Annotated in this window: 21 protein-coding genes; 4 read left to right on the top strand and 17 right to left on the bottom strand. The window is 71.2% G+C overall.

The window, feature by feature from the left end; all coding sequences use genetic code 11:
* Window positions 1-86: 86 nt before the first annotated feature.
* Window positions 87-674 carry an SCO3374 family protein gene (locus ACU6WZ_RS11870; RefSeq protein WP_447033217.1) on the top strand — a complete coding sequence of 196 codons (588 nt, stop codon included), beginning with the start codon at window positions 87-89 and terminating at the stop codon, window positions 672-674.
* Here the strand turns inward: ACU6WZ_RS11870 and ACU6WZ_RS11875 are convergent.
* The 12 genes from ACU6WZ_RS11875 to ACU6WZ_RS11930 all read right to left on the bottom strand — a co-directional run bounded on the left by ACU6WZ_RS11875 (window position 653) and on the right by ACU6WZ_RS11930 (window position 11,300).
* Window positions 653-988, bottom strand: coding sequence for a histone-like nucleoid-structuring protein Lsr2 (locus ACU6WZ_RS11875; RefSeq protein WP_447033218.1), 336 nt, complete (start codon window positions 986-988; stop codon window positions 653-655). The two genes, ACU6WZ_RS11870 and ACU6WZ_RS11875, sit on opposite strands and share 22 nt — an antisense overlap.
* 156 nt (window positions 989-1,144) lie before the next feature.
* On the bottom strand, window positions 1,145-1,687 hold the full coding sequence (locus ACU6WZ_RS11880) for an amino-acid N-acetyltransferase (RefSeq protein ID WP_447033219.1): 543 nt from the start codon (window positions 1,685-1,687) through the stop codon (window positions 1,145-1,147).
* Between the two features lie 9 nt (window positions 1,688-1,696).
* Window positions 1,697-2,164, bottom strand: coding sequence for a BlaI/MecI/CopY family transcriptional regulator (locus ACU6WZ_RS11885; RefSeq protein ID WP_447033221.1), 468 nt, complete (start codon window positions 2,162-2,164; stop codon window positions 1,697-1,699).
* A gap of 116 nt (window positions 2,165-2,280) precedes the next feature.
* Window positions 2,281-2,469: a hypothetical protein gene (locus tag ACU6WZ_RS11890; RefSeq protein ID WP_447033223.1), complete on the bottom strand. Its 189-nt coding sequence runs from the start codon at window positions 2,467-2,469 to the stop codon at window positions 2,281-2,283.
* A 14-nt stretch (window positions 2,470-2,483) separates the two neighbouring features.
* Window positions 2,484-3,077, bottom strand: a complete 594-nt coding sequence (locus ACU6WZ_RS11895) for a hypothetical protein (protein ID WP_447033998.1) — start codon at window positions 3,075-3,077, stop codon at window positions 2,484-2,486.
* Window positions 3,078-3,198: 121 nt separating this feature from the next.
* Window positions 3,199-4,005, bottom strand: a complete 807-nt coding sequence (locus ACU6WZ_RS11900) for a type III pantothenate kinase (protein WP_447033224.1) — start codon at window positions 4,003-4,005, stop codon at window positions 3,199-3,201.
* A 3-nt stretch (window positions 4,006-4,008) separates the two neighbouring features.
* Complete coding sequence (gene nadC / locus ACU6WZ_RS11905) at window positions 4,009-5,001, bottom strand: carboxylating nicotinate-nucleotide diphosphorylase (protein ID WP_447033225.1); 993 nt, start codon at window positions 4,999-5,001, stop codon at window positions 4,009-4,011.
* Window positions 5,002-5,023: 22 nt separating this feature from the next.
* Window positions 5,024-6,751, bottom strand: a complete 1,728-nt coding sequence (locus ACU6WZ_RS11910; protein ID WP_447033226.1) for an L-aspartate oxidase — start codon at window positions 6,749-6,751, stop codon at window positions 5,024-5,026.
* Window positions 6,748-7,809, bottom strand: a complete 1,062-nt coding sequence (gene panC, locus ACU6WZ_RS11915) for a pantoate--beta-alanine ligase (protein ID WP_447033227.1) — start codon at window positions 7,807-7,809, stop codon at window positions 6,748-6,750. Before panC ends, ACU6WZ_RS11910 begins: the two co-directional genes overlap by 4 nt.
* The gene (locus tag ACU6WZ_RS11920) at window positions 7,806-8,747 is read right to left on the bottom strand and encodes a Rossmann-like and DUF2520 domain-containing protein (protein ID WP_447033229.1); all 942 of its coding nucleotides are present in this window, start codon (window positions 8,745-8,747) and stop codon (window positions 7,806-7,808) included. Before ACU6WZ_RS11920 ends, panC begins: the two co-directional genes overlap by 4 nt.
* 304 nt (window positions 8,748-9,051) lie before the next feature.
* Window positions 9,052-10,194, bottom strand: a complete 1,143-nt coding sequence (locus ACU6WZ_RS11925; protein ID WP_447033231.1) for an NADH-quinone oxidoreductase subunit D — start codon at window positions 10,192-10,194, stop codon at window positions 9,052-9,054.
* 125 nt (window positions 10,195-10,319) lie between these two features.
* The gene (locus tag ACU6WZ_RS11930) at window positions 10,320-11,300 is read right to left on the bottom strand and encodes an SAM-dependent methyltransferase (protein WP_447033233.1); all 981 of its coding nucleotides are present in this window, start codon (window positions 11,298-11,300) and stop codon (window positions 10,320-10,322) included.
* Window positions 11,301-11,396: 96 nt separating this feature from the next.
* On the opposite strand from ACU6WZ_RS11930, the gene ACU6WZ_RS11935 reads away from it, so the two are divergent.
* Window positions 11,397-12,599, top strand: a complete 1,203-nt coding sequence (locus ACU6WZ_RS11935) for a sensor histidine kinase (protein WP_447033234.1) — start codon at window positions 11,397-11,399, stop codon at window positions 12,597-12,599.
* Between the two features lie 76 nt (window positions 12,600-12,675).
* Window positions 12,676-13,368, top strand: coding sequence for a response regulator (locus ACU6WZ_RS11940; RefSeq protein WP_447033236.1), 693 nt, complete (start codon window positions 12,676-12,678; stop codon window positions 13,366-13,368).
* Between the two features lie 30 nt (window positions 13,369-13,398).
* Here ACU6WZ_RS11940 and ACU6WZ_RS11945 read toward each other — a convergent pair whose 3' ends face one another.
* From ACU6WZ_RS11945 to ACU6WZ_RS11960, 4 genes are all read right to left on the bottom strand, one after another.
* Complete coding sequence (locus ACU6WZ_RS11945) at window positions 13,399-14,445, bottom strand: hypothetical protein (RefSeq protein WP_447033237.1); 1,047 nt, start codon at window positions 14,443-14,445, stop codon at window positions 13,399-13,401.
* An 86-nt stretch (window positions 14,446-14,531) separates the two neighbouring features.
* Entirely contained in the window at window positions 14,532-15,512 is a 981-nt protein-coding gene (locus ACU6WZ_RS11950) for an ABC transporter substrate-binding protein (RefSeq protein ID WP_447033239.1), read from the bottom strand.
* A 55-nt stretch (window positions 15,513-15,567) separates the two neighbouring features.
* Window positions 15,568-16,254: an ABC transporter permease gene (locus tag ACU6WZ_RS11955; protein ID WP_447033241.1), complete on the bottom strand. Its 687-nt coding sequence runs from the start codon at window positions 16,252-16,254 to the stop codon at window positions 15,568-15,570.
* Window positions 16,255-16,257: 3 nt separating this feature from the next.
* Window positions 16,258-17,019, bottom strand: a complete 762-nt coding sequence (locus tag ACU6WZ_RS11960) for an ABC transporter permease (RefSeq protein ID WP_447034000.1) — start codon at window positions 17,017-17,019, stop codon at window positions 16,258-16,260.
* Window positions 17,020-17,146: 127 nt separating this feature from the next.
* On the opposite strand from ACU6WZ_RS11960, the gene ACU6WZ_RS11965 reads away from it, so the two are divergent.
* Window positions 17,147-18,313: an ABC transporter ATP-binding protein gene (locus ACU6WZ_RS11965; protein ID WP_447033242.1), complete on the top strand. Its 1,167-nt coding sequence runs from the start codon at window positions 17,147-17,149 to the stop codon at window positions 18,311-18,313.
* On the opposite strand, the gene ACU6WZ_RS11970 is transcribed toward ACU6WZ_RS11965, so the two are convergent.
* Window positions 18,300-19,433: an alpha/beta hydrolase gene (locus ACU6WZ_RS11970; RefSeq protein WP_447033243.1), complete on the bottom strand. Its 1,134-nt coding sequence runs from the start codon at window positions 19,431-19,433 to the stop codon at window positions 18,300-18,302. The genes ACU6WZ_RS11965 and ACU6WZ_RS11970 overlap by 14 nt on opposite strands.
* Window positions 19,434-19,476: the final 43 nt, after the last annotated feature.

Below are 19,476 nucleotides of genomic sequence, written 5' to 3' on the forward strand. Positions count from 1 at the left end.
TCCGCACGCCCCACCAATGCCGACACTGAGCGATCAAGCAGAGACACAGCGTAACTCTTGCGTCCCTCGCGCGGTTGGTACCGGACATGACGCCCATGGTCCCGTCTCCGCGCGCCCCGCTGCCACCAGCCCCGCTGCCGGCCGAGAACGGCATCGCGCAGTGGTACGAGAACGAGCTCGGCTGGGCCACCTCCGGGGACCGCCCGGTGCGGCTCCTGGCCGGGCTGCGCTTCGACGTGCTGGAGCTGCCCGCGGACGCGGGTTTCGCCGTACTGCGGCGTCACACGGGGCTCACGGGGCCCGTCGCACTCATGGGGCGGCGGATGCGGCTGCTGGTGGCGGCGGGCAGCGCGGACGAGCTGCCGGGGCTGCTCGACTGGCTGGAATGGGGCGGGGTCGCCCTCGACCTGCGGGCACTCGGCGCGGGGCGGCGGATGACCGCCCCCTCACCGCCCCGCCGGCCCGGCTCGCAGGGGGCCGCCATCTGGCTGCGACCCCCCGAACCGCGGCACGAGGTGGAGCCGACACTTCCGGCTCTCGCCGGACTCGGGTGCCGTGGGGAAACACCCGATCTCGTACGACTCGTGGCTACGGCGGCAACGGAATGCCACCGGGCCCGCCTGTCGCGTGCGAATTCCGCTCAAGCGAATGCTCAGCCGTTGGCCTTCTCGTAGGCCTCACGGATGTCGGCCGGGACGCGACCGCGGTCATTCACGCTGTAACCGTTCGACTTGGCCCACTTGCGGATCTCGGCCGTGTTCTGGTTGCCGACCGCAGCGACGCGCGCCTTGCCGCGGCCCGAAGCGGCGCGGCCACCGGTGCGCCGACCGCCCTTGGCGTACGGGTCGAGCAGACCGCGGAGCTTGTCCGCGTTCGCGGTGGTGAGGTCGATCTCGTAGGTCTTGCCATCCAGAGCGAACGTGACTGTCTCGTCCGCCTCGCCACCGTCGAGGTCATCGACAAGAAGGACCTGAACCTTCTGCGCCACCGGATTTCCTTTCATCGAAAATGCAGTACGCGGAAAGGAAACCGCTTTTCCCTGGAAAACACAAACCCTCGGGCGAGGTTCAGTACCTCAAGAAGACGGGAAACGTGCGCGTATCGGACATAGGGCTCCGCCTGCTTCTGACGGCCCTTCTGCCGATCACAGGTGCAGAAGCATCCGGCTGTTGCCCAAGGTGTTCGGCTTCACTCGTTCGAGACCGAGGAACTCCGCCACGCCCTCGTCATAGGAACGCAGCAGCTCGCTGTAGACATCTCCGTCGACCGGCGTCTCTCCGATCTCCACGAAGCCGTGCTTGATGAAGAAGTCGACTTCGAAGGTGAGGCAGAAAACCTTCCGCACCCCGAGCCAGCGGGCGGTCTGGAGCAGCTTGTCCAGCACGTGATGACCGACTCCGGCGCCCTTGAAGGCCGGATCGACTGCGAGAGTTCGTACTTCCGCGAGGTCTTCCCACATCACGTGCAGCGCCCCGCAGCCGACCACCGCCGCGTCCTCGTCGCGTTCGGCGACCCAGAACTCCTGGATGTCCTCGTAAAGCGTCACGTTCGCTTTGTCGAGCAGGATGCGCTTGCTCGCGTACGTGTCCACAAGCCGGCGTACGGATGGCACATCACTGGTCCTCGCCCGCCGGAGTGTGATGGCTTTTTCCGCGGCATTGCGATGGGGCACAGGCTCTGAGGGCATACCGGGACGCTATCGCTCCGGGGGCTCGGTGTTCTCGGCGCCCTCCGCGCCCGCTGCGCCCTCGGCTTCCACCGCGCCCGCTGCGTTTCCCGCGCTTTCGGCGTCCTGCGCGGGCGAATCGGTGCCCACTACGCGCATCGCGTCCTGGAGAGCGGCGCGCTGCTGCGTCGACATCATCCCGAAGAACGCGACGAGGGCCGCCGCGGGGTTGTCACTCGTGGACCAGGCTTCGTTCATCAGTGCGGCCGAGTAGGCGGCCCGAGTGGAGACCGACGTATACCGATAGGCGCGACCCTCGACTTCCCTGCGCACCCAGCCCTTCTGATGGAGATTGTCCAATACGGTCATCACCGTGGTGTAGGCGATGGGCCGTTCCTTCTGAAGGTCTTCGAGGACTTCCCGGACGGTGACCGGTCGGTTCCACTGCCACACGCGGGTCATCACCGCGTCTTCCAGCTCTCCCAATTGGCGAGGCACAGCGCCACCATAGTGGGAGATTTCGGTTACGGCAGGTTGCCCGGGCAGCGAAAAGGGCGTACAGCCCCTAAAGGAGCCGCACCCCCTCATGGAGCCGTACGCCCGCGCCGGTCGGGTCAGACGCTGCCGGGGCGGGGCGCCGCCCCTGCCTGCCGGGCTGCCTCGGCGCGCGCCAGCGTGGCATCGACGGCCGCGTCTTCCTTGGTCTTGTTGGAACCGCCCTGCGACTTGATGATCGTCCTGACCAGGGCGATGAAGAACGCGGCCATCACCACGGGGGGCAGGAGCGCGGAAACGTAGTCCATGCCGCCCAGAGTAGCTACCCCGCCGCCCGTCGCTCGTGCGGGGGCTCGGGGCGTTTGCGGGGCGGGAAGACCTCCGACGGCTTCGGCATCGGGCGCTCGGTCGGCTCGCGCCGCGGCGCCGGCGCCGGGGCTCCGGGCCTCGCCGGGCCCTCGGCAGCATTCACGCCGGCTCCGCGCGCGGCGGCACGCCCGCCGGGGATGCCCAGCAGCCGCGTGCGCGGCTCGGGCGCAGCGGTGCGGCCGGCCAGCCGCGCCCGTACCGACTGCTCGGCGATGGCGCGACAGCGGTCCAGGAGCGCTGCGGCGGCCGGGGTGGTGCGCAGAGTGCGCAGCGCCACCAGGTCGTCGGGGATCGGCTGATAGCCGGCGGCCAGGGCGTCCCGGAGCAGCCCCAGATAGCCGCCGGCGGCCGCGGGCAGCGCGTCGCGGTAGCGGGCGAGGTCGGCGAGGAGGAACGTACGCAGGCGGCCCGCCTCGCGGACCGCCTCGTCCAGGGAGCCGGCGAGACGCACGCAGGCCTGGACGTCGTCGTCGGACAGTGACGCGGGATGGAGGGCGATGGCGAGGGCGCGGCGGAGCACACGCAGCTCGTCCGCGCCGAACGCCATGCCGCCACGAGATCCGTATGGCGTGGGCATGCGGCGACAATAAGCAGTAAACAGACTAAATCTGCTTATTTGATGTATGGCGGCGCGGCGGGCAGAACAATTCCGGCCGCCCGCCTGCGCATCACGTCCGGGAGACGTTCCGCTCATACACCAGGCGCAGGCCGATGAGGGTCAGCCACGGCTCGTGCTCGTCGATCTCCGAGGACTCGCCAAGAATGATCGGCGCCAGGCCGCCCGTCGCGATGACGGTCACGTCGTCCGGGTCGCCGTCCGGGCCGACCAGCTCGCGCGCCATGCGCCGGGTGACCCCGTCGACCTGGCCCGCGAAGCCGTAGATGATGCCGGCCTGCATGGCCTCGACGGTGTTCTTGCCGATGACGCTGCGCGGCCGGGCCAGTTCGATCTTGCGGAGCTGGGCGCCCTTGACGCCGAGCGCCTCCACCGAGATCTCGATGCCCGGGGCGATGACGCCGCCCGTGTACTCGCCGCGCGCGGAGACGGCGTCGAAGGTCGTGGCCGTACCGAAGTCGACGACGACGGCGGGCCCGCCGTAGAGCTCGACGGCGGCGACCGCGTTGATGATGCGGTCCGCGCCGACCTCCTTGGGGTTGTCCATCAGGATCGGCACGCCCGTCTTGATGCCCGGCTCGACGAGCACGGCGGGCACGTCGCCGTAGTAGCGGCGGGTCACCTCGCGCAGCTCGTGCAGGACGGACGGGACGGTGGCGCAGATCGCGATGCCCTCGATGCCGTCGCCCAGTTCGTCACCGAGGAGCGGGTGCATGCCCATCAGGCCCTGCAGGAGTACGGCGAGTTCGTCGGCGGTGCGGCGCGCGTCGGTGGAGATGCGCCAGTGCTCGACGATCTCCTCCCCGTCGAACAGGCCCAGGACGGTGTGGGTGTTGCCGACGTCGATGGTGAGCAGCATGGGTTACTTCGCCTCACGCAGGTCGAGGCCGATGTCGAGGATCGGCGAGGAGTGCGTGAGCGCGCCGACGGCAAGGTAGTCGACGCCGGTGGCGGCGTACGCGCGGGCGTTCTCCAGGGTGAGGCGGCCCGACGATTCCAGGGCGGCGCGGCCGTTCACCAGAGCCACGGCCTCGGCGGTCTGCTCCGGGGTGAAGTTGTCCAGGAGGATCAGGTCGGCGCCCGCCTCCAGGACTTCGGTGACCTGGGCGAGGGTGTCGGCCTCGACCTCGATGGCGAGGTCCGGGAACTGCTTTCGTACGAGCGTGAACGCCTCGGCCACGCCGCCCGCCGCGACCACGTGGTTGTCCTTGACGAGCGCCGCGTCCGAGAGGGACATGCGGTGGTTGACCCCGCCGCCGCAGCGCACCGCGAACTTCTCCAGGGACCGCAGCCCCGGCGTCGTCTTGCGGGTGTCCCGGACCTTGGCGCCGGTGCCTTCGAGCGCGTCCGCCCACGCGCGCGTGGCGGTCGCGATGCCCGACAGGCGGCACAGCAGGTTGAGTGCGCTGCGCTCGCCGGTGAGCAGGTCGCGGGTGCGGGTGGTGACGCTGATGAGCGGCTGCCCGGCCGTGACGCGGTCGCCGTCCTCGACGTGCCGTTCGACCTCGAACTCGTCGGTGCAGACGATGGACAGGACGGCCTCCGCGACGCGCAGACCGGCGACGGTGCCCGCCTCGCGGGCGGTGAAGTCGCCGGTGGCGACGGCGTCCTCGGGGACGGTCGCGACGGTCGTGACGTCCGGGCCGTCGGCCAGGTCCTCGGCGAGGGCGACGTTCGCGATGTCCTCGACCTCGGCGGGGTCCAGGCCCGCGGCGACCAGTAGTTGCGCGAGGTCGGGGTCGAGGCCGCACTCGGAGGTGTCGAGTTCGTACGTCTCCTCGCCGCCGCAGCCGCAGGAGTCGCCGCAGCCGCCGGACACGGTGGGCAGAAGCTCGGGGTGGTCGGGCGTGCTCACGGTTACTGCTCCCTCTGGATTTCTACGGGCGTGCGGGCGGGAAGGATGCGGACTCGGTGCGGTGCACGACAAGGGTGCGGCCGGGGGTGAGCCGTACGACGAGGTGGCGGCGCCAGGAATCGTCGTCGCGGTCGGGGCGGTCCTCGCGCCAGTGGCAGCCGCGGGTCTCCTCGCGGGCGCGGGCGGCGGCGACCAGCACGCGCGAGACGAGCAGCAGGTTGGTGGCCTCCCATGCCTCCACACCGGGCACTGTGTCTTTGGGGTCTTCGGGAGCTTGGGGCACTTGGGGCGCTTGCGTGTCTTCGCGGTCCTCCGCCGCCTCGACGGCCGCGCTGCGGTACAGCACTTCCAGGGCGTCCGCGGCGTGTTCGAGGCTGGCCGCGGACCGGAGCACCCCGGCGCCCGCCGTCATGATCCGCTGGATGCCGATGCGGGTCGCGGGGTCGAGGAGCGGGTCCGGTGTCTCTTCGCTGGGCACGGCGGGCCCCGGGGTGGCGGAGGTCGCCGCGATGTCCTCGGCGATGCGTTCCGCGAAGACCAGGCCCTCCAGGAGGGAGTTGGACGCCAAGCGGTTCGCGCCGTGCACGCCGGTGCAGGCGACCTCACCGCAGGCGTACAGGCCGGGGACGGTCGTACGGCCGCGCAGGTCCGTCCGTACCCCGCCGGACGCGTAGTGCGCGGCGGGCGCGACCGGAATGGGTTCGGTGACGGGGTCGATGCCGTGGGAGCGGCAGGCCGCGAGGATGGTGGGGAAGCGGGTCTCCCACATCTCGGCGCCGAAGTGCCGGGCGTCCAGGTACATGTGCTCGGCGCCCTGTTCGCGCATGCGCCGCATGATGCCCTTGGCGACGATGTCGCGCGGGGCGAGCTCGGCCAGCTCGTGCTGCCCGAGCATGAAGCGGACGCCGTCGGCGTCGACGAGGTGGGCGCCCTCGCCCCGTACCGCCTCGGAGACCAGCGGCTGCTGGCCCTCCGCGTCGGCGCCGAGGAAGAGCACCGTGGGGTGGAACTGGACGAATTCGAGGTCGGAGACCTCCGCGCCGGCGCGCAGCGCGAGTGCGACGCCGTCGCCCGTGGACACGGACGGGTTGGTGGTGGCCGAGAAGACCTGGCCCATGCCGCCGGTGGCGAGGACGACCGCGGGGGCGAGGACCGCGCCGACGCCGTCGTGCTGCCCCTCCCCCATGACATGCAGGGTGACACCTGCAGTACGGCCGTCGGCGTCCGAGAGCAGGTCCAGGACCAGGGCGTTCTCGATCGTACGCAGCGAGGCCGATCGCACCGCTTCGACCAGCGCGCGGGAGATCTCGGCGCCCGTCGCGTCGCCGCCCGCGTGCGCGATGCGGCGGCGGTGGTGGCCGCCTTCGCGGGTGAGCTGGATGACGCCCGACCCCGGGTCGGTGTCGAACTGGGCGCCGGTGTCCATCAGGCGGCGTACGGCGTCAGGGCCCTCGGTGACCAGGGCGCGCACGGCCTCTTCGTCGCACAGGCCGGCGCCCGCGACGAGCGTGTCGTCGAGGTGCTGCTCGGGGGTGTCGCCTTCGCCGAGGGCGGCCGCTATGCCGCCCTGCGCCCAGCGGGTGGAGCCGTCGTCGAGGCGGGCCTTGGTGACGACGACGGTGCGCAGACCCGCGGCGGTGCAGCGCAGTGCGGCCGTGAGGCCTGCGACGCCGGAGCCGACGACCACGACGTCGGCTTCGATGGACCAGCCGGGGGCGGGGGCGTTCAGCCGTATACCGGTGCGGGTCATGCCTGGGCTCCCTGCTCGCCGGCCCGGCCGGCGAGCGGGGCGCCGGCGAAGATCAGCGGGATGTTGTCGATCAGGCGCGTGGCGCCGGTCCTGGCGGCGACCGCGAGGACGGCGTCGCCGCGGTAGGTGTCGGGGACCTCGGTGAAGTCGGACGGGTCCACCAGGGCGAGGTAGTCGACGCGCAGCGGGGGGACGGCGTGGGCGGCCTCGTCCAAGACGGCGGCCGCCGCGGCGCGGACCGCTGCGGGGCCGCTGAGACCCGCCTGGCCGGCCTGCTCGACGGCGTGCGCGTCGGCTGCCGCGCGGGCCTCGCCGACGGCGGCGAGGGCTGCCGCGCGCGCCGGATGCGGCGCGCTCCGGGCGCTCGCGCGGGCGTGCAGGGCCTCCTGGGCGGCGAGGCGGTCACGTCCGGCGAACAGCGCGCGGGACAGGGCGAGCGCGGTGGTCCGTTCGGCCGGCGAGAGGTAGCGGTTGCGGCTGGACAGGGCCAGACCGTCGGCCTCGCGGACCGTCTCCACCCCGGCGATCTCCACGGGGAAGTTCAGGTCGGCGGCCATGCGGCGGATCAGGGCGAGCTGCTGCGCGTCCTTCTGGCCGAAGAAGGCCGCGTCCGGTCCTGTGATGTGCAGCAGCTTGGCGACGACGGTCAGCATGCCGTCGAAGTGGCCGGGCCGGGACGCGCCTTCGAGGCGCTCCCCCATCGGTCCCGCGTTGATACGGACCTGCGGTGCGCCGCCGGGGTAGACCTCGTCGGCGGACGGGGCGAACACGACGCTCGCACCGGCCTGTTCGGCGAGGACGAGATCCGCTTCGAGGGTGCGGGGGTAGCGGTCGAGGTCTTCGCCGGCCCCGAACTGCAGCGGGTTGACGAAGAGGGTGACGACGACGAACCCCTCGGGGCCGACGTGCGCGCGGGCGGCGCGGATCAGCGACGCGTGGCCCTGGTGCAGGGCGCCCATGGTCATGACGACGGCGCTGCGGCCCGGGCCGCCGTCGCGGTCGAGCACGCGACGCAGATCGTCGCGGGTGGGGACGAGTGCGAAGGGGGCGGCGCTCACCGGTCGTCTCCCCCGCCGGTGACGGCGGACCGGTCGGAAAGAACCCCCAGCAGCACCTCGGCCAGCTCCGGCTTGAGCAGGCCGTGCGCGAGGGCGCGGTCCGCCGTCGTACGGGCCATGGCGAGGTATCCCGCGACTGCCTGCGGCGCGTGCTTGCGCAGCTCAGCGACGTGCGCCGCGACCGTACCCGCGTCGCCGCGGGCGACGGGGCCGGTGAGCGCGGCGTCGCCGGAACGCAGCGCGTTGTCGAGGGCGGCTCCGAGCAGCGGGCCCAGCATCCGGTCCGGGGCCTCGACGCCTGCGGCGCGGAGCAGCTCCATCGACTGGGCGACGAGGGTGACCAGGTGGTTCGAGCCGAGAGCGAGGGCCGCGTGGTAAAGCGGACGGGACTCTTCCGCGATCCATTCGGGCTCGCCTCCCATCTCGATGACCAGGGCCTCGGCGGCGAGACGGAGCTCCTGGGGCGCGGTGACGCCGAAGGAACAGCCGGCCAGCCGCTGCACGTCGACGGAGGTGCCGGCGAACGTCATCGCGGGGTGCAGCGCGAGCGGCAGCGCGCCGGCGCGCAGGGCGGGGTCGAGGACCTTGGCCCCGTACCGCCCGGAGGTGTGCACGATCAGCTGTCCCGGACGGACGGCGCCGGTCTCCGCGAGCCCTTCGACCAGGCCCGGCAGGGCGTCGTCGGGGACGGTGAGGAGGACGAGTTCCGCCCTGGCCATGACTTCTGCGGGGGTGACCAGGGGGACGTCGGGCAGGAGAGCGGCGGCCCGGCGTACGGACGCGTCCGACACACCTGAGACGGCGACCGGCCGGTGTCCCGCGAGCCCCAGCGCGGCGGCGAGCGCGGGGCCGACCCTGCCGGCTCCGACGACGCCGACAGTGAGGCGGGCGGGGCGGTCCCTGACGTCCAGGGGCTCATGTGGTGCGTTCACGTTCACGCGGGGACGGCCTTCCGTTCCAGTCCGCGGGGGGTACCGGACGATTTCTCGTCATGCTACGCCAGCGGTTGCCCGGGCCGCGTCGTTGTCCACAGGGGGCGGGTGGGGGCGGGCGCGGCGCTGAGGGGCTTGGCTGGGGTTACGGCCTGGTGCGCGATAGGGGGCGGATCGGCCCGCGGCGTCGGATGCGGTGCATCGCAAGGCGGCGGAGCGTCCTCATAGCGGAGCTATCAGGGAGTTTCGCCAACGCGGCGAGGTGCCGTAGCCGGCGTCGCGGGCCCGGCCCCTATCGCGCACCAGGCCGTTACTTGTCGATGTCGCCGACGACGAAGAAGAGCGAGCCGAGGATCGCGACCATGTCGGCGACCAGCGTGCCGGGCAGCAGTTCGGTGAGCGCCTGGATGTTGTTGAACGACGCGGAGCGCAGCTTGAGGCGGTACGGCGTCTTCTCGCCCTTCGAGACGAGGTAGTAGCCGTTGATCCCGAGGGGGTTCTCGGTCCAGGCGTACGTGTGGCCCTCCGGGGCCTTCAGCACCTTCGGCAGGCGCTGGTTGATCGGGCCGGGGGCCAGGCCGGCCATCCGGTCCAGGCACGCGTCCGCCAGGTCCAGCGCGTTGTGTGTCTGGTCGAGGAGGATCTCGAAGCGGGCCAGGCAGTCGCCCTCGGTCCTGGTGGCGACCTTGAGGGTGTCCTGGAGCTCTCCGTAGGCGAGGTACGGCTCGTCGCGCCGCAGGTCGAAGTCGACACCGGAGGCGCGGGCGATGGGGCCGCTCACGCCGTACGCGTGCACGGCCTCGGGAGACAGCACGCCCACGTCGCGGGTGCGGCCGCGGAAGATCTCGTTGCCGATGACCAGGTCGTCGTACACGTCCATCCGGGAGCGGACCGACGCCACGGCGTCGCGGGCCCGGCCGAGCCAGCCGGCCGGGAGGTCCTCCTTGAGGCCGCCGACGCGGTTGAACATGTAGTGCATGCGGCCGCCGGAGACTTCCTCCATGACGGTCTGCAGCTCCTCGCGCTCACGGAACGCGTAGAAGACCGGAGTGATCCCGCCGAGTTCGAGGGGGTAGGAGCCGAGGAACATCAGGTGGTTGAGCACCCGGTTCAGCTCGGCGAGGAGCGTACGGGTCCACACGGCACGCTCCGGGACCTCCATGCCGAGCATGCGCTCGACGGCCATGACGACGCCGAGCTCGTTGGAGAAGGCGGAGAGCCAGTCGTGGCGGTTGGCGAGCATCACGATCTGGCGGTAGTCGCGGGCCTCGAAGAGCTTTTCCGCACCCCGGTGCATGTAGCCGATGACGGGCTCGGCGTGCTGGATGCGCTCACCGTCGAGCACGAGCCTGAGGCGGAGGACGCCGTGGGTGGAGGGGTGCTGGGGGCCGATGTTGAGCACCATGTCGGTGCTCTCGGCCGCGCCGCCGATTCCGACCGTGGTCTGCGTCATGGGGCCAGTATCCACCGGGGGTGCGGTGGGGTGGTGGCGCGGGTGGGGCACAGTCCCGCCCGGCTCCGGCCCGCCGAGCGGAGCCCGGCGGGCGGCGGAGCCTGCCAGGTCACGGTCGCGCCAGGTCACCGTCGCGCGGGTTGCGTCAGCCAGGTGAAGTCGCCCAGGCCGCCCCGTGACGTCAGCTCCGCCGCCTCACCCGCCGCCGCCAGCGCGCGTACGTACGCCGACGGATCCGCCGTGGCCTGCGACAGCGGGGGCCGGGCCGACGCCACGCCAAGGCGGTGCAGGGCCTCGCGCTGCGTCAGCAGCTCCGCGCCCTGCAACGCGCACGCGTCCAGCGCGACGTGCGAGGTGAGGTCGCAGGTGCCGTCCGGGACCGGGCGTACCTCCCGGCCCGCCCGGAACCCCGTCAGCGTGCCGAACGGCGGCCGCGCCGCCCACGCATGCGCGTAGTCGACGGCCACCGCCAGCCCCGCGTCCAGCGTCCCCACCGCCGCCGCCCACGCCGCGTCGCGCGGGTGGCCGATCTCCGCCCGCAGCCCCGGCTCGCCGGACAGCGGCCACCAGCGCGCGAGCCACTGTGCGTCCGCGCCGGTCACCGGGTCGCCGAGGCGCTCCTCGCCGTCCCGGCGCCGTACCAGGACGTACCGGGCGACGCCGTCCGCGTCCGTCTCTGCGATGTCCAGCGGCACGTTGTCCAGCCACTCGTTGGCGAACAGCAGCCCCGTGACCCGGGGCGGGGGCTCGCTAAACCACTCGATGCGGTGGTCCAGTCCCGCCGGGCGGGGCGCGCGTTCCACGGCGTACGCCCGCACGCGCGCCGCCCGCTCCGGATCCCGCGCCGCGAGGGCCGCCAGTACCGCCGTCAGCAGCTCACCCCGCCCCGCTCCGACGTCGACCAGCGCCAGGGCCCGCGGCCGACCGAGCGACTCGTCCACCTCTGCGAGCAGGCGGGCGACTGCCCCGGCGAACAGGGCCGACGCATGCACTGACGTGCGGAAATGGCCCCGGGGGCCGGGCCCGCCGGGACGTACGTAGAAGCCATCGGCGCCGTACAGCGCCTGCTCAGTCGCCTCCTGCCACCCCTGCCACTCATCCGTCACGGCACCAAGTCTCCACCTTGGGGAGTAGGCTCCGGCCCACCGGATCGCCCCTCCGGTTGACCCCTGCGCCTATTCGGTTTCCCTACTCTGGGTTACGTGCAACGCCTCTACGACTTCATCCGCAGGCACCCGACGAGCGTCGACAGCTTCTGGGCTGTGCTGCTCTTCGGGTTCTCCATGCTGTGGGTCGTCCAGGCGCCGATGGGGACTGTGCCGCGCATCGCCGCCGTCCCGGTCGTCACGCTGCTGTGCCTCGTGGTGGCGCTGCGCCGCCGGAGTGCTCAGAAAATGCTGCTGCTGGCCATCCTGATGGGGCTCGCCCAACTCGCGTTCGACGTGGAGCTCAACCCGGCCGACTGGGCCATGCTCGTCATCATCTACACGATCGCGGCCAGCGACGGCCCCCGCTGGATTTCCCGGGTCGCCCTGTTCGGCGGCCTGAGCGCGGCCACACTCGCGCAACTGCGCTGGCCCAACGAGCCCAACAGCTCGGTCCTCACCGCGATCTTCTTCGCCGTCATCCTCACCCTGCCGTTCGCACTGGCATGGGTCCTCGGCGACTCGATGCGCACCCGCCGTGCGTACTTCGCCGAGCTGGAGGAGCGGGCCGCGCGGCTGGAGAAGGAGCGCGAGGCGCAGTCGAAGGTGGCGGTCGCCGCCGAACGGGCCCGTATCGCCCGCGAGCTGCACGACGTCGTCGCGCACAACGTCTCCGTGATGGTGGTGCAGGCGGACGGCGCCGCGTACGTCATGGACGCCTCGCCCGACCAGGCCAAGCAGGCGCTGGAGACGATCTCCACGACCGGGCGCCAGGCGCTCGCCGAGATGCGGCGCCTTCTCGGCGTCCTGCGGACCGGTGAGCACCAGGAGAGCGGCGAGTACGTGCCGCAGCCCGACGTCGAGCAGATCGAGGATCTCGTCGAGCAGGTGCGGACCGCCGGGCTGACGGTCGACTTCAAGGTCGAGGGCACCGCGCGGCCGCTGCCCAGCGGGGTGGAGCTCACGGCGTACCGCATCGTGCAGGAAGCCCTCACCAACACGCGCAAGCACGGCGGCCCCGAGGCGGGCGCCAGCGTGCGGCTCGTCTACTTCGACGACGGGCTCGGGCTGCTGGTCGAGGACGACGGCCGGGGCGCGGCGCACGAGTTGTACGAGGACGGCGGGGCGGACGGGCGGGGGCACGGACTCATCGGCATGCGCGAGCGCGTCGGTATGGTCGGCGGGACGCTGGACGCGGGGCCGCGGCCCGGCGGCGGCTTCCGGATCAGCGCACTGCTGCCCCTCAAACCGGCCCACTGACCCAGCGGCCCAGTACGTACGGCGTCACACACCGCACCACACACCGCACGACACAGACGAAAGGTCTCCCCACTCCATGTCCATCCGCGTGATGCTCGTAGACGACCAGGCACTGCTGCGCACCGGCTTCCGGATGGTCCTGGCCGCCCAGCCGGACATGGACGTCGTCGCGGAGGCCGGCGACGGGGTGGAGGCGATCGAGGTCCTGCGCTCGACCGCCGTGGACGTCGTCCTGATGGACGTAAGGATGCCGAAGCTGGACGGCGTCGAGGCGACGCGGCGCATCTGCGCGGCCCCGGACGCGCCGAAGGTGATCATCCTGACCACCTTCGACCTGGACGAGTACGCCTTCTCCGGGCTGAAGGCCGGGGCCGGCGGCTTCATGCTGAAGGACGTGCCGCCCGCCGAGCTGCTGGCGGCCATCCGCTCGGTGCACAGCGGCGACGCGGTCGTGGCGCCCTCGACGACCCGGCGGCTGCTCGACCGCTTCGCGCCGATGCTGCCGAACACGGGCAAGGAGACGCGAGCCGTGGACACGGCGGTGGCGCGGCTGACGGAGCGCGAGCGGGAGGTGATGCTGCTCGTGGCGCAGGGGCTGTCGAACGGTGAGATCGCCGCGCGGCTGGTGCTGTCGGAGGCCACGGTCAAGACGCACGTGGGACGCATCCTGACCAAGCTCGATCTGCGCGACCGCGTCCAGGTCGTGGTCCTGGCGTACGAATCCGGGCTGGTCCGCGCGGGCGGGTCCGCAAGCCCGTCCGGCTCTTGAGGGCACGCCCGCAGGGCGCACGCGCCCGTACTACGAGATCGCGCTGCGCAGCTCCACAACGTTCAGCTGCTCCGTCTCGTCGTGGACCGTCAGGTCGATGACCTGGCCCACCGCCCGGGATGATGCCGGCGCGTCGACCAGCCATGCGGCCGCAAGCGCCTCCTGCCCGACCACGTCCGCCAGATCCTCGTCCTGGACGGCTTCCATCGCCGCGGCGGCCGCCTTCTGGGTGCCGAAGAAGTCGAAGCCCCCCTCGGCACGAGAGGCCCGCCGGCCGCGGGCGGCGGCGGCGTAGGGAACGACCGCGGAGGCGGCCGCGAGGGGACGCGGGACGAGGGCGGACGACGGGCGCACGTGCTCCGGGGACGAATCCCGCGAAGATTCGGCTTCAGCTCCGGCGGCCGCCTCGTGATTCCCCTCCGGCTCCTCCGCCCCCCGCGCCTGCCCCTGCCCCTGCGCCTGCCCCTGCGGCTTTGGCTGTGGCTGCCCTTGTACCTGCCGCGCTCTGCGCGATTCCTGCTGCGCCGCATTGCGCGTCAGCTTGTCCAGCGCCATGGCCGCCCGCAGATACGCGGACGGCGTGGGCGTACTGCCCGCCGCCGGCAGCGCCTTCGCGGACGCCGACGCCTTGATGGCCAACAGCCGCCGGCCCTCCAGCGCGCTGGCCCGCTCGGTCTCCGCGGTCGCGTACCGTCGCAGCAGGGCCGCGTGCTCGCCGCGCAGCGCGGCCAGTTCGACCCGCTTGCCGCGCAGCTTCGCGTCCAGCTTGGCCCGTAGCTCGCGCGACTCGTCGAGGTCGGACTCCAGGTCGGCTATGCGCTCCTCGGCCTTCCACTCGTCGCCCGCCCGCGCCCGCGTCAGCTCGGCGACTCTGCGGCCCGCCGAACGGTCCCACCCGCGCATGAGCACCGCGCCGGTGACCGCTGCCGCCGCAGCCGCGGCGACCAGGCCGCGCAGCACCATCGGTTCGGCGAACAACCAGGCACCGGCGGCGCAGAGAAGTGACGCGCCGGCGACCGCGGAAGGCGGCAGGAGCCTGTGCAGGGGTGGCGAATGGCGATGGCGTCCACGTGGCATGGCCTGAAATTTACCGTGCGTAGGCGGCGGATGGGGAGCCGCCCGGGCAATCTGTTCCCGGGCGGTTACCCAATTCGTCGCCCTGGCTACTTCTTGAGCAGCCCCTTCGACTCCAGATACTCCTTCGCGGCCTCAGCCGGCTTCACCCGCTCCGAGTCGATCTTGCGATTCAGCTCGACCAGATCATCGGTCGTCAGCACCTTGGTGAGCTTGCCGAGAGCCTCCTCGACCCCCGGATCTCCCGCGTCCTTCGCATTGACCACCGGCAGTACGTTGTCGGCGTTCTGGAGCTTCTTGTCGTCCTCCAGGAGTACGAGCCCGAAGCTCTCCAGCGTCGCGTCCGTGGTCGTCGTCAGCACCAGCTGGTCGTCGCCGTCCTTGACCGCCTGCTTGGACTGCGGCGTCCCCACGCCCTTGGGGTCGATCCCTGTGACGTCGATCCCGTACTTCTTCTTCAGGCCCGGGGCGCAGAAGGGCCGGACCTCGCACTCGTCGCCCGCGGCGATCTTCACCTTGAGCTTCGACCTGCCGAGGTCGGAGAGGGACTTGAGGTTGTTCTTCTCGGCGTATTCCTTGCTCACCGCGAACGCGTTCTGGTCGACTGCCTCGCCGGCCGGCAGCGGCTTGAGCCCGCGCGGCTCCGCGAGTTCCTGAAGCGCCGTGAAGGTGGCGTTCACATCGCTGGAAGCGACCGGGTTCTTCTCGGGGGCCGTGGGACCGTTCGCCTTGGCGTTGAGGAATTCGGCAAGTGTCGCGGCGTATTCCGGTACGACGTCTATCTCGCCCTTCTCCAGGGCGGGTTCGTACAGTTCGCGGTTCTCCACCGTCTTGACGGAGGTGCCGTATCCCGCGTCGTCGAGGAGCTGCACATACAGCTCGGCCAGCACCTTCGACTCGGTGAATCCGGCCGAACCGACCACCAGCGAGGCCTTCTTGTCACCGCCCTTGCTCTGGTCCTGACCGCCCGACTTGTCCTTCTCCAGGCTTTCACCGCCGCACGCGGCGAGGGCGCCGGCCAGTGCGATCACGGTCACTGCCGCACCGGCGGTGCGCAAGGTCCTGCTCATGAGGTTCACCATCCAGAAGAGGAAGAGGAAAGAGGCAAAAAGAATAGGGAGATGGTCAGGCGGTCTTGTGCGTCGCACCGCGCCGCCGCATCGGGTCGAGCAGCCGGTTCGCCGCCACCAGCGCCCCCTCCACCAGCAGCGCCAGAACAGCGACGAGCAGCGCGCCCGCCACCACCTGCGGCGTGTTGTACGTGTTGAAGCCGGCGGTGATGATCCGGCCGAGGCCGCCCTCCCCCGCCATCGCGGCGAGCGTGGCCGTGGCGACGACCTGCACGGCCGCCGACCTGAGCCCGGCCATGACCATCGGGTACGCGAGGGGCAGTTCGACCCGCACGAACAGCTGCCACCCGGACATCCCCATCCCGCGCGCCGCCTCCACCACCGCCCGGTCCACCTCACGCATACCGATGTACGCGTTGGTCAGCAGCGGCGGCACGGCGAACAGCACCAGCGCGATGATCGTCGGGAGGTCACCCTGCCTGCCCAGCGGGGTGAGTGTCAGCAGGATCAGCACCGCGAGGGTGGGAATCGCACGGCCGGCGTTCGAGATGTTGACCGCGAGCGCCCCTCCCCTGCCGAGGTGGCCCAGCCAGAGCGCGAGCGGCAGCGCGATCAGGCACGACAGCAGCAGACACACGCCGCTGAAGTACAGGTGCTCCCCGAGCCGGTTCCAGACGCCGCTGTCGCCCTGCCAGTTGGCGCCGGTCGCAAGCCACGTGAAGGCATCCGCGATCGCTCCCATGGATCAACCGACCTTCGCGATACGGGCCGTACGGCCGGAACGGGCCGCCGCACGGCGGGTACGTATTCGGGCGGCGCCCGGGCCGGCCGCCGCCCGCGTCCACGGAGTCAGCAACCGCTGCACACCCAGCAGCAGCAGGTCAGCCACGACGGCGAGCAGCACGCAGATCACCGAGGCGGTGAGCACCTGCGCCTTGAAGAGGGAGTCGAGGCCGTCGACGATCAGGGTCCCCAGGCCGCCGTACCCCACGATCGCGCCGACCGTCGTCAGGGCGACCGTCGACACCGTGGCGATCCGCACCCCGGCCAGCAGGGCGGGCAGCGCCAGTGGCAGTTCGACCTCCCACAGCAGCCGGCCGCGTCCGTACCCCATACCCACCGCGGCTTCCCGGGCCTCGGCGGGCACCGCTTCGAGCCCCGCGAGGATATTGCGCACGAGAACGGTCAGGGAGTAGAGCACGAGGCCCGTGACCACCACGGCGGCGGAGAGACCGAAGACCGGCAGCAGCAGGGAGAACATCGCCAGTGAAGGGATGGTGTAGAGCACGGTGGTCAGCCCGAGGACCGGCCCGGCGAACCTGGCCCGCCCCCCGTCCCGCCCCCTCGCGAGGACCGCCAGCGGGAAGGCGATCAGCAGCCCGAGCAGCACGGACACCACGGTGATCCACACATGCTGCAGGGTCGCGTCGGTCAACTCCTGGCCGCGGGAGCGGACGTACTCCCCGCAGATCCAGTCATTCGCCGTCAGACAGCTCTGGCCGCTCATGCCGCCCACCTCCCCCCACGCCCCGAACTTATGTCTCACGACCCTATCCTCGGCCACTGACAATCACCCAAGCCCGCCACATTCCAGCAACATGGCCTTCCTACGGCACCGGCCACGATGGGGAATCATGATCCGTTTCGAGCACGTCACCAAGCGGTACGCCGACGGCACCACCGCCGTCGACGACCTCTCCTTCGAAGTCGCCGAGGGCGAACTGGTCACGCTGGTCGGGCCGTCCGGCTGCGGAAAGACCACGACCATGAAAATGGTGAACCGGCTGATCGAACCGACCAGCGGCCGGATATTCCTCAACGGCGAGGACATATCGACCATCGACCCGGTCCAGCTCCGCCGCCGTATCGGCTACGTCATCCAGCAGGTCGGCCTCTTCCCGCACAAGACGGTCCTGGACAACACCGCGACCGTCCCCCACCTCCTCGGCGTCAAGCGCGCCACCGCCCGCGCCCGTGCCGCCGAGCTGCTGGACCTGGTCGGTCTCGACCCGTCCGTATACGGCGAGCGCTACCCCGAGCAGCTCTCCGGCGGCCAGCGCCAACGCGTCGGCGTGGCCAGGGCGCTGGCCGCGGACCCGCCCGTCCTGCTGATGGACGAACCGTTCGGCGCGGTCGACCCGGTGGTCCGTGAACATCTGCAGAACGAGTTCCTGCGACTCCAGTCCCAGGTGCGCAAGACCGTGCTGTTCGTCACCCATGACATCGAGGAAGCCGTCCGGCTCGGCGACCGCATCGCCGTCTACGGGCAGGGCACGATCGAGCAGTTCGATGCCCCCACCGCCGTGCTCGGCGCCCCCGCCACCCCCTACGTCGCGGACTTCGTCGGCGCCGACCGGGGCCTCAAGCGCCTCTCCGTCACCCCCATCGAGCCCGGGGACCTGGAGCAGCCGCCGGTCGTCCACCTCGACGACCCGGTCAAGAAGGCAGCCGCGGAACTGGCGGCGGGCGGAGCCCGTTGGGCCGTCGTCCTGGACAGAGAAGACGATCTGCACGGCTGGATCTCCGCCGACCAGGTCACCGGCGCGAACGGAACGGTACGCGAGCACGCCCGCCGCATGGAGGCCTGGCTGCCCGTCGGCGCCTCCCTCAAGCAGGCCTTCGCCACGATGCTCCAGCACGACGCGGGCTGGATCGCGGTCATCGACAAGGACAGCGCCGGACGCTTCCTCGGAGTCCTCACCCCGGCCCTGCTGCACGAGGCGCTGCGCCGGTCCATCGACGCGGACGCGCAGGCCGTGTCCCGTACCGAAGTGGAAGTGGAATCCGTCAGTTCGCCGTGAGCCGACCGCTGATCCACTGCAGGGTGGCCGGTATCTCGCGCCGCCAGGTGCCGTAGTTGTGGCCGCCGGTGTCGAGCGTGATCGAGGAGACCCGGGCCGGCGGCCGCACCTTGTCGATGAACTTAAGGGTGTCCTGGAGGTTGCCCTCGCCTTCCCGGGAACTGGTCACCAGAAACGACGTTTTCGGGCCTTTCGCCACCCCGGCGGCCGGCCTCATGTGGTCCAGGCTCCACAACAGGTCGGCCCGGTTGCGTTCATGCCGGTCGCCGTGGAAGAGGTCGCCGGTCGTCGCGTCCTCGGCTGCCTTGTAGTACGCCGAGAGACCCGCCCCCGCACTGAAGGCCTTCGGGTGGTGGAGGGCGAACTTCAGGGCGCAGTACCCGCCGGTGGAGTTGCCGACCAGTCCCCAGTTACGGGCCTTCGTACCCACCCGGTAGGACCGCGCCACCGCCTTCGGGAGGTCCTTGGCGAAGAACGTCTCGGTCTGCGGTCCACCGGGAACGTCCACGCATTCGGTGTCCCGCGGCGGCGCGACGCTCGGCCGCATCATGACCAGGATCATCGGCCGCATCTTTCCCGCGGCCACCTGCTTGTGCGCCGTCCTCGGATAGCGCAGCCCCTTGAGCAGGTTCTCGGCGGTGCCCGGATATCCGGTGAGGACCAGGGCCACCGGAAACCTCCTGTCGGCGTACCTCGGCTGGAAGTACTCGGGCGGCAGGTAGACGTACGCCTTGCTCTGAATCTTCGAGCGCTCACCCCGGACGACGACCTTGTGTATCTGGCCCCCCACCACCGGCTCGGTGCCGCCGTCGACGTCGACCCCCTGCTTGTCGACGACCTCGAGGTCCCTGGCGGGCGCCGAGTGGTCCACGACCACACCCGGTTCCGTCTCCTGACCGAACAGGTCGGACCAGGACCCGTAGAACAGGAAGGACTTGTTGGCAGCGAGCCCCACCGATGCGAAGATCAGCAGCTGCGTGGCGAGGAGCAGGCCGACGCGGCCCAGCACGGCGCGCAGCCCGCGGCCGGCCAGGCGCGCCCAGAGCACAACCGTGGCGACGAACAGCGCCACTGCAACAATGACGGCGAGCGCCAGAACCGTATTGCTGGTGAGACCCATGATGACGTGAGCGCCTTCTACGTGTACGGCCGGAGAATATCCG

It is taken from the genome of Streptomyces hypolithicus (assembly GCF_052934925.1).

Excerpts from the sequence above, each read along its gene's own strand:
- ACU6WZ_RS11895 (WP_447033998.1), bottom strand. The coding sequence starts at position 3,077 with ATGGCGTTCGGCGCGGACGAGCTGCGTGTGCTCCGCCGCGCCCTCGCC.
- ACU6WZ_RS11955 (WP_447033241.1), bottom strand. The coding sequence starts at position 16,254 with ATGGGAGCGATCGCGGATGCCTTCACGTGGCTTGCGACCGGCGCCAAC.
- ACU6WZ_RS11945 (WP_447033237.1), bottom strand. The coding sequence starts at position 14,445 with ATGCCACGTGGACGCCATCGCCATTCGCCACCCCTGCACAGGCTCCTG.
- ACU6WZ_RS11960 (WP_447034000.1), bottom strand. The coding sequence starts at position 17,019 with ATGAGCGGCCAGAGCTGTCTGACGGCGAATGACTGGATCTGCGGGGAG.
- ACU6WZ_RS11970 (WP_447033243.1), bottom strand. The coding sequence starts at position 19,433 with ATGGGTCTCACCAGCAATACGGTTCTGGCGCTCGCCGTCATTGTTGCA.
- ACU6WZ_RS11925 (WP_447033231.1), bottom strand. The coding sequence starts at position 10,194 with ATGACGCAGACCACGGTCGGAATCGGCGGCGCGGCCGAGAGCACCGAC.
- ACU6WZ_RS11900 (WP_447033224.1), bottom strand. The coding sequence starts at position 4,005 with ATGCTGCTCACCATCGACGTCGGCAACACCCACACCGTCCTGGGCCTG.
- ACU6WZ_RS11870 (WP_447033217.1), top strand. The coding sequence starts at position 87 with ATGACGCCCATGGTCCCGTCTCCGCGCGCCCCGCTGCCACCAGCCCCG.
- ACU6WZ_RS11965 (WP_447033242.1), top strand. The coding sequence starts at position 17,147 with ATGATCCGTTTCGAGCACGTCACCAAGCGGTACGCCGACGGCACCACC.
- ACU6WZ_RS11880 (WP_447033219.1), bottom strand. The coding sequence starts at position 1,687 with ATGCCCTCAGAGCCTGTGCCCCATCGCAATGCCGCGGAAAAAGCCATC.
- ACU6WZ_RS11890 (WP_447033223.1), bottom strand. The coding sequence starts at position 2,469 with ATGGACTACGTTTCCGCGCTCCTGCCCCCCGTGGTGATGGCCGCGTTC.
- ACU6WZ_RS11910 (WP_447033226.1), bottom strand. The coding sequence starts at position 6,751 with ATGACCCGCACCGGTATACGGCTGAACGCCCCCGCCCCCGGCTGGTCC.
- ACU6WZ_RS11940 (WP_447033236.1), top strand. The coding sequence starts at position 12,676 with ATGTCCATCCGCGTGATGCTCGTAGACGACCAGGCACTGCTGCGCACC.
- ACU6WZ_RS11950 (WP_447033239.1), bottom strand. The coding sequence starts at position 15,512 with ATGAGCAGGACCTTGCGCACCGCCGGTGCGGCAGTGACCGTGATCGCA.